The organism is Sorangium sp. So ce726 (assembly GCF_051521405.1).
In the GTDB taxonomy this organism is placed as follows: domain Bacteria; phylum Myxococcota_A; class Polyangia; order Polyangiales; family Polyangiaceae; genus Sorangium.
Genome location: NZ_CP150349.1, coordinates 11,616,719 through 11,630,808 on the forward strand (window position 1 = coordinate 11,616,719; position 14,090 = coordinate 11,630,808).

Sequence of the window (14,090 nt, forward strand, 5' to 3'; positions counted from 1 at the left end):
GCGCGCGCGCTGGCGGAGCTTTCGCGCGCGGATCCTGACGCGGTCTTCTCAATTTGTGGCCGCGAAATCCGCCAGCGAATGATACTTTTGGCGTTCGATGTCGACCCCTAGCTTTCTGCGTCGCTTCGCGCTGCTCCGCGCGTTCTCGGCCGCCGCGCTGACGGCGGGGATCTTCGCCGCCGCCGTTTCGTGCAGCGTGCCGGACTTCGAGTTCGCGTCGGTATCTGGCCCGCCGGCGCACTGTACAGACGACACGCAGTCCGACGGCGAGACGGGCCTGAACTGCGGCGGCGAGTGCGATCCCTGCCCGCTCGGCTCCGGCTGCGCCGCGAGCCGCGACTGCGCCGAGGGCGAGTGCATCGACGGCGTCTGCCAGGAAACGGGCTGCATGAATGACGCCCGCGACGGCTCGGAGTCGGACATCGATTGCGGCGGCAGCTGCGACAAGAAGTGCACGACCAACCAGAAGTGCAACCGGGCCAGCGACTGCGAGAGCGGCGTGTGCCAGGAGGGCCTCTGCGTCGCGCCGACCTGCACCGACGGGGTGCCCAACGGCACCGAGAGCGACGTGGACTGCGGCGCCGACTGCGGGGGCTGCCAGGACGGCAAGATCTGCCGCTCGAGCGGGGACTGCCTTAGCAACGATTGCATCGACGGGGTGTGCGGCCCCACCTGCCCGGATGGCTACGCCAACTGCGATCGCAAGGCCAAGGGTGAGTGCGAGGTCAACGTTCGCACCGACGCGGACAACTGCGGCGATTGCGGCCAGAAGTGCGCGCTGCCGCACGCGACGGCCGAGTGCCAGGGCGGCGCCTGCAAGGTCAAGGAGTGCGCAGCGCCTTACGCCGACTGCGACGGCGATCCCGAGAACGGCTGCGAGGTGAACACCGCGACCGACTCGAGCCACTGCGGCGGCTGCGAAGAGCTGTGCCCGGCCGTGAACGGCGACGCCTATTGCGAGGCGTCGGAGTGCAAGGTCGCGTGCGACGAGGGCTTCACCAACTGCAACGGCCTGATCGGCGACGGCTGCGAGAGGGCGATCAACCGCGACGTATTGAACTGCGGCGGGTGCGGCATCGAGTGCGTGCCCACGGCGGGCGGCAGGCCCTGGTGCCGCGACGGCGAGTGCGGCGAGACGATTTGCCCGGCCGGCAGGGGCGACTGCAACGGCGACCCCGAAGACGGCTGCGAGGTGGATCTCGCCGCCGATCCGGAGAACTGCGTCACGTGCGGCGGCCTGTGCACGGTCGCCAACGGGACCGGCAAATGCACGGCCACCGGCTGCGCCATCGACAGCTGCGAGCAGGGCTTTGCCGACTGCGGCGGCGGCTACAGCGACGGCTGCGAGACCAGCACGGCGACGAGCCTCAGCCACTGCGGCGGCTGCGGCGAGGTCTGCACCATCGCCGGCGGCACCCCCAAGTGCGAGGGCGGCGACTGCCAGGTGAAGACCTGCAACAGCGGGATGGGCGACTGCGACGGCAATCCGGACAACGGCTGCGAGACGAACGTCAACGTCAACCAGACCCATTGCGGCGCCTGCGCGGCCGCCGGCGGCGTCAACTGCAACACCATCTACGCGAACGCCAGCGCGACCTGCCAGGGCGGCACCTGCTCCTTCGTCGGCTGCAAGGCGGACTACGCCAACTGCAACAACTCGCTGACCGACGGCTGCGAGGCCAACCTCAAGACCGACGAGGGGAACTGCGGCACCTGCACCACCCAGTGCAACACCATCCACACCACCAGCAACCAGTGCCTCGACGGCGCCTGCAACCCGATGTGCACGACCGCGCAGTACGACGACTGCGGGGTACCGAAGAACGGCTGCAACATCGACCTGTGGAACGACGAGAGCAACTGCCTCGGCTGCAACCTCGTGTGCCAGAGCGGGACCAGCGCCCACGTCACCAGCAACACCTGCAGCTCGTCGGGCTGCAACCCCGTGTGCTCCGGAGCCTACGAGAGCTGCGACGGCAACGTGAACAACGGGTGCGAGACGGACACCGCCACGAACGCGAACCACTGCGGCGACTGCAACCAGGTGTGCAGCACCGCCGCCGGTGCGCACGTGACCAGCAACGGCTGCAGCGGCGGCGACTGCCGGCCGATGTGCAGCGGCTTGTGGCGCAACTGCGACGGCAACGGCATGAACGGCTGCGAGAAGGACGCCTCCAGCGACATCAATGCCTGCGGCGCTTGCGACACCCGGTGCCTTTCAGCGCACGCGAGCGCCACCGCCTGCACGGCCGGCGCCTGCGTGCCCACGTGCAACACGGGCTGGAAAGCGTGCGCGAACCCGGAGGCCGGCTGCACCACCCAGCTCGGCACCGCCAGCAACTGCGCTGACTGCGGCGACGTGTGCAGGAACACCAACGCGAGCGCCGTCGCCTGCACCTCCGGCACCTGCGTGCCCACCTGCAACGCGGGCTGGAAGGCGTGCGGCGACCCCCGTGACGGCTGCACCACCCAGCTCGGCACCGCCAGCAACTGCGGCGACTGCGGCGACGTGTGCTCGGCAGCGAGGCCCATCTGCTCGAACGGCAACTGCGTCGTCACGCCGGACATCGCCGTCGTCAACTCGGGCACGACCGGCAGCGTGGCCTCCACCGGGACGACGATCCCCATCGTCAACGTGACCCACGCGCTGGCGACGCTGCCGGGCAACGATCGCATGGTCCTGGTAGGGGTCGTCGCCTCCGAGAACTCCCTCGCGCCGGTGAGCGTCACCTACGACGGCACGGCGATGACGCTCTACAACACGCAGCAGGTGCCGCCGGCCGATAAAAATGCCGGGGCCAGCATCTACTACATCCTGGACAGCCAGCTGCCGACCACCACCGGCAACAAGCCCGTGGTGGTGCAGATGGCGAACACGGCCACCTGGGGCATGTACTACGCCAACGTGGTGGAGCTGAAGGGCGTGCATCAGTCGAACCCGTTCGCGAGCACCACGTCGACCGGCACCCACATCAGCACGACGGACTGCAACGGCACGGTGTCCCGAGGGGTGACCACCAACTTCAGCGGGACCAGCTCGTTCGTGTACACGGTGCTGGGGGGGCGCAACGGCAACGTCAGCGGCACCATCAGCCCCACCGGGGCGACCTCCACCATGAACCTGCGCCTGACCTCTCCGGCGATCATGCAAGCGCTGGCCGGCTACGTCGTGGCCAACACCAACACCACCATCTCGTGGAACATGAGCGGCTGCTGGAGCACCGCCGGCGTCGGCGTCGCCGTGCGGCGCGCCGGCGGCGGCTGAGCACCTCGAGGCGCGTCAGCCGGAGACAGGCGAAGCCGAGCCGACGGCCGCGCTGTCGTCGGCGCCAGCTACCTGACCAACCGCACCACGACGAATTCGCGCTGCCCGCCGACGGGTCCGAAGCCGAAGTCGCTGCGAGCGTCGAGCTGGCCGGCGAGGTAGACGGAGTGCTCTCCTCCCGTGCAGACGGCGAAGAAGCGTCCGAAAGCGTTGAAGACCTCCGGTTCGCCCGGCGTGCCGTCGGCGGCGAAGCGGACGAGCATCGGGTTCTCCGCAACGCGGTAAGCTTCGCCCGTGATGAACACGCTGCCGTCAGCCGCGACGGCGGAGGCTCGTGCGAAGTAGTCGGCCGCGCCGCCGACGAGGGAGCTCCACAGCGGCTCGCCGCCGGGGCCGAAGCGAGCCGCGAAGAGCTTCGTGGAGTCGACCGTGTTCCGCGGGCCTCCGCCGAAATCGGCCGTCCCGTTCATGTAACCGACGATCAGGGCGCCGCCGCCTCTCACGCCGTTGAGGTCGTTTGCCAGCGTGAAGCCATCGTCACCGAAAGGCGTGCGGCTCAAGAGCTGTCCGGTCGGTGACACCTGCGTCAAGTACGAGCCGTAGATCTCCGACAGACCAGCGTATCCCGTGAGCCAGACGGTCCCGTCCCTGCCGAGCGCCATTCCGGTTGCGTTCGTCATGGGCCACGTGTCGAGGTCAGCTCTCGGGTTGAACACCTGGCTGGCGACATAACCGCCATCGGCGTCGAGCGTCAGCAAGAAGGGCGTGTCCCCACCGGCCTCGTGGACGCCGCCTCCGAAGTCGATCGCACCGCTGACGTAACCCGAGATGTACACGTTGCCGTTCGGCGCCACGGCCGCGCTCTCCGCCACGTCGTACCCCATACCGCCGAAGTGTCGCCCCCAGATCACCTCGCCGTTCGCCGCGACCTTCATCACGAACATGTCGGGGCCAAAATTCTCGTTCGTGGGCAGCCAGATCTCGTCGCGGATGACGACCCTGGTGCGGAACGTGCCGACCGCGATGATCGACCCGTCGGCGAGCGGAGCAATCCCGTTCACCTGCGTCTCGTAAGCGGCGCTGCCGAAGCTCCTGGCCTGCACGAGCTCGCCGCTCGGCGAGAGCCACAGCAGCACGGCGCCTGCGTGGTCCTCACCATTCAACGAGAGGGTGCCATCCGCACCGCCGCCGACCACGAGCCGCCCCCGTGCGTCGAGCGCCGCCGCATAGAGGCTGTCGTTGACGCCGTCTCCGGGGAACGCGACGCTGTAACCGGGGCCGTCCTCCGAAGGAAAACCGGGGCCGGGGCCGTCACCTCCCGCACCAGCGCCCCCCGAGGGACTGGCGCCGGCCGCGCCGCTCGAGCCCACCGCCTCGCTGGAACTGCCTGTTCCCGCGGCGTGACCGACGCCAGCGCTTCCTTGCGCGCCGCCCGCGTCCGCGCCGGCGCTCGATGCCGAGTCGCTCTCCTCTTCGCCGGTCGCTCGCACAACCCTCCCATTGCACGCGACCGTCATCAGCGCCGCCGCGAGGAACCAACTTGCGTGCGGCGCCCGCCAGTGCCGAAGCCCACGCCCGTCGCCACTGCTCCGCCCGATGATCGATACCACCATGAGGCCGAAGTTATCACGGATACCCGAGCGCCCCCGCCGCTCCCTACATACACGCCCAGCTGAAACATTACCGCTCCGGCATCCTTCGGCGTTCACCAGAAATGACCCACCTGCGCTCGTCAAAATGGTCCGGGCGCGGCTCAGCAATCGTTGCGTGGACGGCGAGCGCAGACTCGGAGCACGCGAGGGATAGCGCGCGGACGTAGGCATCCGACGGTGCCCCTTGGGCGCGGAGGAAGCTTGATCCGATACGCCAGCACGCTCTCCTGCTGGTGCTGCCGCTGGGCTCGGAGCAGACGTGCCCACATCTCCTGGTGCGACAGGCCGTCCTTTTCCGCGTGTCAGTTTCTCATCGAACCGCTCGGTGAAGTGGAAGCCCCCGGGCGCACGGCGTGCTCGCGTGTCCCCCGCCCGAGGCGACCGCGGCCTGCATTGCAATGAAGGACGGAGGCGCCCAATCTCGATCGTGCGTCCAGAACACAGGATCGGTGCCTGGCACCACGCAACGACCACCGACTATCGAGAAATCACCGATTTACAACCAAAGCGATCTCGTATAAGCGAAAGATCAGGCAAGGATCACGCACGACATGGTTCGTTAGGGGGCTAAACTATGCCACCGTCCAGGTCGAACAACGGGGTCGCGCTCGCTTCGTCGAAGTCCACCAGGCACAAGCCGACGCGTGCCCCGCGAAAGCGGACCGCCCCAGCGGTCCAGCGCAGCGTGGACCTGCGCAAGAACGGAGACCACCAGCGCTCTTCCACCGCTGCGCGCGACGACACGAACGTCGACTGGGAGGCGCGGGCGCGCTCGCAGCAAGCCATCCTGGACAGCATCGCCGATGCGGTCGTGTTCGCCGACAATGAGGGTAGGCTCACGTACTTCAACCCTGTCGCAGAGGACCTCATCGGGGCCCGTGCGCCGGAGCTCGCTCCGGACCAGTGGAGTGAGACGTACGGTATTTACTATCCCGACACGAAAACGCTATTCCCATCTCAGCGCTTGCCGCTCGCCCGGGCGCTGGGAGGCGAGAGCGTCCTCGGCGTGGAGCTCTTCATCCGCCATCCCAAGCGGCCCGACGGGGTGCCGATCGTCGCGAGCGCGCGGCCGGTTTACGCGGACGACGGCTCTTCACGGGGCGCGGTCGTGGTGTTTCGCGACATCAGCGATCGCAAGAACTGGGAGAAGGAGCTCGAGCAGCAGCTCGCCGTCGCGCACGAGAGAAACGAGACGCTCGACAGGATGCACCGTACGATCCAGGAGCTGTCGACCCCGATCCTGGAGATATGGAACGAGGTGCTCGTGCTGCCGATCATCGGCATCCTCGACTCGCGGCGGAGCGGAGAGATAACCGAGCAGCTGCTCGCAGAGGTCGCCGGCAAGCCGTGCCGGTTCGTCATCATCGACGTCACAGGCGTGGAAATGGTCGACTCCTCGACGGCCGACCGGCTCCTCAGGCTCGTGAACGCGGTGGAGCTGCTCGGCGCGCGCTGCCTGCTGACCGGGGTCCGCCCTGCGGTGGCCCAGACCCTGGCGTCGCTGCGAGTGGACCTCGGCCCGCTGCTCACGCTTCGCAACCTCCGGCATGGCCTGGAGACGTGCATCCGCCTGAGCAACATGGGCAGCGCCAGCGCCCTGCTCCAACGCGATGAAGCGGTGTCGGGGAGGTCTGCCGTGCGGCGGTGATCTGCCGCTGTACCGTGCCGCGCGCGTGTGAGAGGATCGCGCGCGACCATGAAGAGGATCAAGCTCAAGCTCCACAGCGACGAGTACCACCTCAGCGCCGTCGGCTATCTGTTCGAGGACCCGGCGCCCACCGCGGATCCGGCGGGGGTGAAGCCTTTCTCGATCCGCAACACGGTGTTCCCCGAGTTCGATCTGGATCCCGGCAACTACGTGTTCCGCTTCAGGGTCCGGAATGGAAGCGGCAAGTTCCAGATCTTCGCCTTCGATCCCAAGACGAACCAGAGCACCCGCGCCGAATTCGATACGTCGAGCGGCGCCGACGGCCTCACGTTCCGGTTCACGGTGGCGCCGTGAGGGGCGCCCCGCTTCTCCGGCGCGCCGCAGCGCTGCTCTCGCTCACGCTGGCCGCGCCCGCGCTCGCCCAGGGCGCGGGGCAGCCGTCGGCTCCCGTGCCGCCGGGCGCAACGCCCCCGGCGCCCGTCCGGCCGGCCGCCAGCGCGCCCGGCGCCCCCACGGCGGCCAGCGCCCCCACGGCGCCGGTCCCGCCCGCCGCGCCGAGTACCCCCGCCGCGCCTGCCGCGCCGACGCCGGGCGCTGGCGCGACCGTGGCGCCCGCGCAGCCGGGCCGCGCCATTGCGCCTGTCGCCCCGGCCGCGTCGAGCGCTCCCATCGCCCCCATCGCGCCGCTCGCGCCGGCCGGGGGCGCGGCCATCTCGCCGGCCACCACGGGGCGCGAGCTCGTTTACCTCGTTCCGGTCGAGGTCACGGGCAGCTCCGAGGGCGCGGCGCTCGCGCGGGTCGGCTTCGGCGTGCTGGCCGGGTTCGGCGAGGTGACGGATCCGACGGCATGGGATGTGAGCGCCGTGATCGAGGCCGAGGTGGCGGCCGAGCACGGGCTGGCCACGCTGATCGGGTTCTCCGGCACCGACGATGCGGCCCAGACGCCCACCGGCACCCTGCGCCTGTCCGCCTCGTTCGCGCGCCTCGACTTCGAGGGTGAGGGCAGCTCGGCCTATCCCCCGCTGATCCTCTACGTCGGCGGCGCGGTCGGCCGCACCCGGTTCAGCTACCTGGGTCCGGGCCCCGAGCGGCGCGACCAGAGCCTGCCGCCGACCTACGCGCCGCGCGAGCTCACCGCCGTGCCCTGGAGCGTCGGCGCGGCGGCGATCTACGTCGGCGAGGGCGGAAAGAAGCTCGCGCCCACGCTCGAAGGGCAGATCAAGTTCGACTCGCGCTGGACCGCGTCGACGGACACGCTCGAGTGGTGCGAGCCCGCAGGCGACGTCGTCCAGGGCGTGGATCCGGTCACCCAGTCCACCACCTTCGTCCCTGCCACGCGCTGCAGGAAGGAGGTGCTCGGCGCGCCGGTGCAGAGCAGGGAGCTCACGATCGCGGCGCACGCCGGGCTCGTCGACAAGGTGGCGAACGCCACGTTCCGCGCAGCGCTCGGCGCGAAGGTAGCGGTCGCGCTCAACGACGAGGCGCCCGCCGATGTCCGCCTCAGCCTGCGCGCCCCGGTCCACGTAACGCTGGCGCGCGCGCCGGTGGGGACGGAGTACCGCGGGCTTATCCGGCTGATGCCGGCGCTCAACGTGGTCCGTAGCTCGACCGGGGGGACAGACGTCAGCGGCACGCTCGAGATCGCCTTCCTCGGCCAGCGCGCGATGTTCGCCGACAACTACACCGATCTCTGACGTCGGGCCGCGACACGCGCCCCACACCGCTGCACCGCACGCAGCCGCCGCGCCCTTTTCCCGGCGCAGCGTCGCCGCGCCCTCTCCCCGCACACAGCCGCCGCGCCTCCGCCCCCGCGGGTCCTGCCGCCCTGCGCAGCGCTCCCGGCCTGGGCGCCTGCCCCGCCCGGCACCTTTCTTGGCCCACCGCGCCACCATCCGCTACCGACGCACGAGAGCAGCGGAGGTGCACCCGGAAGCAGCATCGGGTGGGCCGCCACGGCTCGCTAGGGAGACAGCGATGGGCCCGAGCGCAGCGTACAAGGTGGAGGGGCTTGGCGACGGCGTGCCGGCGTCGGGCGGCGCGGAGGGGTGCGGGCAGGGGCAGCTGAGCAGCCTCTGCAGCGCCCCCACGATGCCGTTCACGTCGCACGCCGGCGGCGCGGAGGAGGCACCGGCGGAGTCGAAGCCCTGGTGCATCGACCGCGGCGACTTTCTGGAGGCGATGAGCACGGTCACGCTCTGGCGCGCGCTCGAGCTGGGGGAGCTCCCCCACAGCACGCGCGTCTGGCGCGAAGGCCTCGAGTGCTGGACGCCTGCCGGCGAGGTGAAGGCGCTCGGCTGGACCATTTCCCAGCCGCCCCCGCGCGACGAGGCGCCCGCCCTCTCCGCCGCGGGCGAGGCGCCTGAGTCCACAGGCCCGCTCAGCTTCGCGTTGACGCCAGACGACCTCAGCTCCGTCGCGCCCCGCTTCCACCAGGGCGCCCCCGCGAAGGCGCGCGGCGAGCGCGCCGAGGCGCTCACCCTGGGCCGGTTCCCGCTGACCGAGGCCGTGCTGCGGCAGGACAGCCCCTCGCAGCCGATTTCTCTTGATATTCCGTCCTGTTTCCCGGCGGCCCCCTCGTCCCCGCCCGACACGCTCCCGAGCGCCGTGGCGCCGAGGCCCGCCGCCGCGAAGCCCGGGCTCGGGCCGGCGCGTGGCGCGCGCGACGCGGATCAGACGCCGCGCGGGCGCGTGTCGGGCGTCTGGTCGCGGCTCGCGCGGCGCGCCCGCGTCTCTCGCAGCGCCGCCGGAGCGGCCGCGGGCAGCGCGGCGCTCGTGCTCGTGCTGGGCCTCTCGGTGCTGAGCGTGGTCGCCCCCGCGGCCTCGCCGGCGAGGCCTGCGGCCGCGCCGGCTGCGCACCTCGGCGTGGCCCAGGGCGTCGCGGCCGCCGCCGCGCAGGTCGCCCTGCCTGCCCCGGGGCTCGCCGCGACGGCCGGCGCTGCGACACTTGCCGCAGCGACGCCCGTGGCGACCCCGGCGCGCGATGGCGCTGCGGCCGAGGCGGCCCCGGCGCACGACGGCGCGGCAGCCGAGGCGGCCCTGGCGCGCGACGGCGCTACGGCCGAGGCGGCCCCGGCGCGCGAGGAAGCGGCCGCGGCCTCGGTCGAGGACACCGGCGCGCCCGCGCTGCCGCTCCACCGGGCGGAGAAGGCCTCGGCGTCGGGCGCGAAGCCGGCGCCGGCGGGTCGCCGCGAGCGCGGGCAGTTCCGCCTGAGGCGAGGTCGATCCGAGGCGGACGCCACGCGCGGCATCAGCTATCCGGGCCGCAGAGCCGACTCATGGATCGGGACGGGTGCCATCCTGCGCGACTCGCGCTAAGGTGCGCGCCGCGCGGCGGTCGGCTCCGTCCCGCAGCACTCCGGCGTCGTTCAAGGGCAGGACGGGGGACTTTGAATCCCCTAATCGTGGTTCGAATCCACGCGCCGGAACCAGCAGCTCGGTGACCAGCACCCCCGGGTGCCGCCTTTGCTCAGGCGGCGCTGCTGGAGCCGCGGCACCGAGCCCGGGGTGACCCCGAGCCTACCTCTGTCCTCGTGTCCGCTGCTCGGTCCAGTACGCGACGTAGTGGCGGTAGCGGGCCTGCCATTGCTGGTGCTCCGCGGGGTCGCGGCGCAGCCGCTCCTTCCAGGCGAGATCGACCGCGAGCCGGTCGCGCGGAACAGAGAGCCCGTACCGTCCGAAGATCGCCTCGGCCTGTTCGGGGAAGACGGCCAGCTCGGCGCAGAGCGCGGCGTACTGTGCGAGGCTCATCTCCGCGGGACCCGCGCTGGAGGCCGCGCCGGGTGGCGTGGGCGCCGTCGAGCTCTCGGAGGCGGGCCTCTGGGCCGGCGCGGCGGCTGACTCCGCGTTTGTGGGGCCCGGGGGCGGCCGGAACGGCAAAGCCGGGAGCGAAGACGAGCGTGACGGCGGCGGCTGGGAGGCTCGGCCTTCGTCGGCATCTGCCGCCGGGCTGCCCTGCTGAAACGGCAGCACCCCTGAAGTGAGCTGCGCGATCAACGCGGGGGACAGGATGGCCGTCGTCGTGCTTCCGAAGCTGGGCGCAGGCGTGGGGTCGGCATCGGCCGCCGGGCTGCCCTGCTGAAACGGCAGCACCCCTGCCGTGAGCTGCGCGATCAACGCGGGGGACAGGATGGCCGTCGTCGTGCTTCCGAAGCTGGGCGCAGGTGTCGGAGCAGCGGGAGGGCTCGACGCCCTTTCCTCGAAGGATATGGGCTCCGCGAGGCTCGGCGAAACGTCGGCGCTCGAAGCGCGAGGCGACGGCTCCGCCAGGTGCGGCGAAAGGTCGGCGCTCGGAGCGCGAGGCAACGGAGACCGCGGCTTCGCCAGCGGGGCCATGACGTTGTGCCGCGCGGCGATCGACCAGGCGCCCGGCGCGCCCGCGGCGGCCGACACCTGCGCGCGCAGCTCGGCGAGGTGTCTCTGCTGTCGCGCGACCCAGTCGTGCGGAGAGAACGGCGAGGAGAGCCCCGTCACGAGCCAGAGCTCGAGGAAGGCCTCTTCCCTGCGCTCGGGCGGCGTGGTCCTGGCCTCGAGCTCGGCCACGATCCGCAGCGGCGTGAACGGCCCGCCGCCCCGGGTCTTCTGCTTGGCGTCGAGGCGCCGTGCCTTGTCTCGAACCCACGCGGACCACGGCGCCAGATCGGTGATGATGCGCTCCACACGGCGCGCCGGGACCGGAATGCCGCCGGCCCCCGAGGCTTCAGGTGGGAGTTCGAGCTCCCAGGGCTCCTCGATGGTCTCACGGAGGCCGGCGCCGGTGATCCGCTCCAGCGCTTCCGCAGCGGCCGCGACGATGTCCTTGTCCTCGTGCTCCAGAAAGTTGAGCAAGGTCCCGAGCGACTCGACGTGCCCGAAGCGGCCGAGCCCGCGCAAGAGGAGCGCCGTGGGGGCGGCGTTCGCTGCAGCGAGGAGGCGGTCGAGGTCGCCCGCGCGCCCGACGAGGCAGAGCAGCGGGAGCGCGCGACGACCACGCGCAGGAGAGGTGCGCGCGTCGATCGCGCTGCGCAGGAGGTCGACCGCCGGGCTGTGCCCACGACGGAGGAGCGACTCGACGGCGGTCACGAAGACCTCGTCGTCGCCGGTCATGCCACAGACGCGCTCGAGGTGATCGATCGCCTCGCCTCGCGGCAGCGCGGTCGCGAGCGCTCGCGCGACGCGCGCGGCGATCTCCGGCTCCGGGCGTTCGAGCAGCGCCATGACAACGTCGTCGGGCGTGCTGCCGCGGGCGCCGAGGACGTCGAGCGCGAGCGCCACCAGCGAAGGGCGCGAGCTCGCGCAGAGATCGGCCATCGCGACGTCGATGGCAGGGCTCGGGGCGAGCCAGAAGCCTTCGAGCCATCCTGGGAGCTCTTCTGGCGGGCTCTGTTTCAGGGTCATCACCGCCGCGCCGACGGTGTCGCTGCCCTCGATGCAGCCCAGGGTCAGGGCGACGGCGAAGGCGCGCTCCGGATCGGGGGATCTGGCCTCGGCGTGGAAGAGCGAGACGAGCGGGAGCACGGCGCCGCCCAGGGCAGCGAAGGCGTCGAGGTTGTCGAGCAGCCGTTGCTCGAAGGGTCCCTGATCGATCCAGCTCTCCAGCGCGTTCGGCTTGCGGAGGTTGCGGAGCCCCGCGATGTCCTCCAGGCAGTCGCGGCCGAGGTGGCGCAGGGCGTCGACCTCCGCGATCGCGGGCTCGAAGTACTGGACGGCGGGCTCGCCGGGCGGCGCTTCGGCGACGACGGGATCGTCGCCGATGGGCGCGGCGCTCGCGTTCGCGAAGGCCTCGAGCTCCTCGAACGTCGACGGGCGCGGGGTGCGGGCCGGCGGGCGCGGCGGGGCCGGCAAGGGCGCGCGGGGCTCCACGATCACGTGCGGGAGCAGCGGCCGGCGCGGCGGAGCGTGCAGCTCGGGCAAGCCGACGCTGGCTCGGAACGCGCGCGCCGGAGGCGGCCCTCCGGCGTCGGGATCGCCCATGAGCTCGTGACGGCGGGCGAGCTGGATCTGCGCGACCGCGTCCGCCCCCTCGCGCAGCGCGGCGGCCGCGGCGTCGAGGCGCTCGACGGCGCGCCGGAGCGGCTCGACCGCCGCTGGATCCCCCGCGCGGGTCAGCAGAGCGCGGCCCTCGGTCGCCATCGCAGCGGCCTCGCGCAGGCCGTCGAGGTGCGCCGCGGAGATCACCGGTGAGTCCCGCACGGCGAACGTGCATTGCACGGCGCGCAGGAGCCGATCGCGGAGGTCGTGCCGATCGAGGTCGACGGGGATGTCCTGGATCGCGAAGAGGACCTCCTCGATCGCGCCGCGCGCGAGCTGGGCTGCGCGCGGACCGGGCGCCGATCGCGCCTCCGGGAGGGTCACGCGGCCTCCCTGGCGACGATCATGGCGCCGCGCTCCGGCCCGTCGGAAGCCGCCGCGATCAGCGCGCTGTCGCCGAGCGCGCAGCCCGTCTCCCAGCGCGTCGAGGCCATCACGAGCAGCACGGCCGCGCTCGCTGCGCCGAGATCACCGGTGGCGAGCAGCGGCTGGTCGTGGACCGCTTCCGGGGTGAACGCGAGGTGCGCGCGGAGGAAGGCGCTCGACCACTCGTCGACGCGGTGCCGCTCGTTGGCGACGTCGGTGAGCGCCCACGGGATGCTCCGCGCGCCGGACAGCCTCGCGGACTCGACGGCGCGCTTCAGCGCCGTCGTCATCCCGAGCGCGAGGCTCGGCTCCGGCGATCCGTAGGGGCGCGGCTCGTCGGCGACCCCGACGGACAGCACCCTCCCCGCGCGCCGGAGCCCGTGCGCCTTTGTGTGCGGCACGAGGACGACGAACCCCGAGCCCTCGCCCGGGATGAAGCCGTTCTCGGTCTCCGGGCCGTGCAGGCGCAGCTCTTTGTCCAGGTGCTCGAGCGCGTCGGGATCGAAGTAGCTGTCGATCCCGCCCACGGCGACGGCCGCCGCATCGCCGCGTCGAAGCAGCGCGAGCGCCCTCTCGAACGCGATCACGCCGCCTCCCCGACACCGGCAGACGAGCTCCGAGCGATCGAGATCGATCGGCACCTGCGCGCGCGCGGCGAGCGCGGGGAGGAGGTGCTGGCGAAGGCGCGGATCGAAGCCCGGCCGGCGATCGCTCGGGAGCGCGACGATGACCGGGAGGCGCGGCTCGGGGTGCCCGGCGCGGCGCTGCGCGGAGAGCCAGGGGAATGCGGCCTGCGTGAGCGCGGGACCGCCGAGGGTGATGAAGCGATCGATGCCGAAGACGTTATCGCCGATGGAGCGCAGCCGCGCCGTCGCGATCCGATTTCCGGTTTTATCAATCATGTACGATTCGCGCGGCGCGAGCTTTTGCGCACGTGCGCTCATCGTGACCTGCAGCGCCGTCAGGCCCCCCGCGGTGCGCGCGCCGGCGCCGACGAGGATCGCATCGGCGTGGGAGGGCTGGCGCGTGGTCACGGGGCGAGCGATTGTTTGCGACGGCGCCGCACGGTGTCAACGGCCCAGCCGTCGTGTATCCTTCGTGGCACGTCCCAGGGGACGAAGCGCAGGAGCCGGACCATAAGCGCGTCCGGGGG

Annotated in this window: 8 protein-coding genes and 1 tRNA gene; 6 read left to right on the top strand and 3 right to left on the bottom strand. The window is 71.7% G+C overall.

What is annotated here, in order from left to right:
* The first annotated feature begins 97 nt into the window (after positions 1–97).
* A complete protein-coding gene (locus WME79_RS43325; protein WP_437527599.1) occupies positions 98–3,265 on the top strand; it encodes a hypothetical protein in 3,168 nt (1,055 codons plus the stop codon).
* 68 nt (positions 3,266–3,333) lie between these two features.
* On the opposite strand, the gene WME79_RS43330 is transcribed toward WME79_RS43325, so the two are convergent.
* On the bottom strand, positions 3,334–4,878 hold the full coding sequence (locus WME79_RS43330; RefSeq protein ID WP_437527602.1) for a hypothetical protein: 1,545 nt from the start codon (positions 4,876–4,878) through the stop codon (positions 3,334–3,336).
* A 724-nt stretch (positions 4,879–5,602) separates the two neighbouring features.
* Here WME79_RS43330 and WME79_RS43335 point away from each other — a divergent pair.
* The 5 genes from WME79_RS43335 (at position 5,603) to WME79_RS43355 (ending at position 9,993) form a co-directional block, all read left to right on the top strand.
* Positions 5,603–6,565 (top strand): STAS domain-containing protein, encoded by a 963-nt coding sequence (locus WME79_RS43335; protein ID WP_437527605.1) that lies wholly within the window; start codon positions 5,603–5,605, stop codon positions 6,563–6,565.
* A 48-nt stretch (positions 6,566–6,613) separates the two neighbouring features.
* Positions 6,614–6,919, top strand: a complete 306-nt coding sequence (locus WME79_RS43340; protein WP_437527607.1) for a hypothetical protein — start codon at positions 6,614–6,616, stop codon at positions 6,917–6,919.
* Positions 6,916–8,259 carry a hypothetical protein gene (locus WME79_RS43345; RefSeq protein WP_437527610.1) on the top strand — a complete coding sequence of 448 codons (1,344 nt, stop codon included), beginning with the start codon at positions 6,916–6,918 and terminating at the stop codon, positions 8,257–8,259. The genes WME79_RS43340 and WME79_RS43345 overlap by 4 nt, the downstream gene beginning before the upstream one ends.
* Before the next feature lie 280 nt (positions 8,260–8,539).
* Positions 8,540–9,880: a hypothetical protein gene (locus WME79_RS43350; RefSeq protein WP_437527613.1), complete on the top strand. Its 1,341-nt coding sequence runs from the start codon at positions 8,540–8,542 to the stop codon at positions 9,878–9,880.
* Positions 9,881–9,919: 39 nt separating this feature from the next.
* A tRNA-Gln gene (locus WME79_RS43355) sits at positions 9,920–9,993 on the top strand.
* Positions 9,994–10,081: 88 nt separating this feature from the next.
* Here the strand turns inward: WME79_RS43355 and WME79_RS43360 are convergent.
* Both WME79_RS43360 and WME79_RS43365 read right to left on the bottom strand, forming a co-directional pair.
* Entirely contained in the window at positions 10,082–12,895 is a 2,814-nt protein-coding gene (locus tag WME79_RS43360; RefSeq protein WP_437527616.1) for a hypothetical protein, read from the bottom strand.
* The gene (locus WME79_RS43365) at positions 12,892–13,971 is read right to left on the bottom strand and encodes a hypothetical protein (protein ID WP_437527618.1); all 1,080 of its coding nucleotides are present in this window, start codon (positions 13,969–13,971) and stop codon (positions 12,892–12,894) included. The genes WME79_RS43360 and WME79_RS43365 overlap by 4 nt, the downstream gene beginning before the upstream one ends.
* Positions 13,972–14,090 lie beyond the last annotated feature (119 nt).

Bases quoted from the DNA above. Each gene is read 5' to 3' on its own strand.
- WME79_RS43330 (WP_437527602.1), bottom strand. From the start codon at position 4,878: ATGGTGGTATCGATCATCGGGCGGAGCAGTGGCGACGGGCGTGGGCTT.
- WME79_RS43340 (WP_437527607.1), top strand. From the start codon at position 6,614: ATGAAGAGGATCAAGCTCAAGCTCCACAGCGACGAGTACCACCTCAGC.
- WME79_RS43350 (WP_437527613.1), top strand. From the start codon at position 8,540: ATGGGCCCGAGCGCAGCGTACAAGGTGGAGGGGCTTGGCGACGGCGTG.
- WME79_RS43325 (WP_437527599.1), top strand. From the start codon at position 98: ATGTCGACCCCTAGCTTTCTGCGTCGCTTCGCGCTGCTCCGCGCGTTC.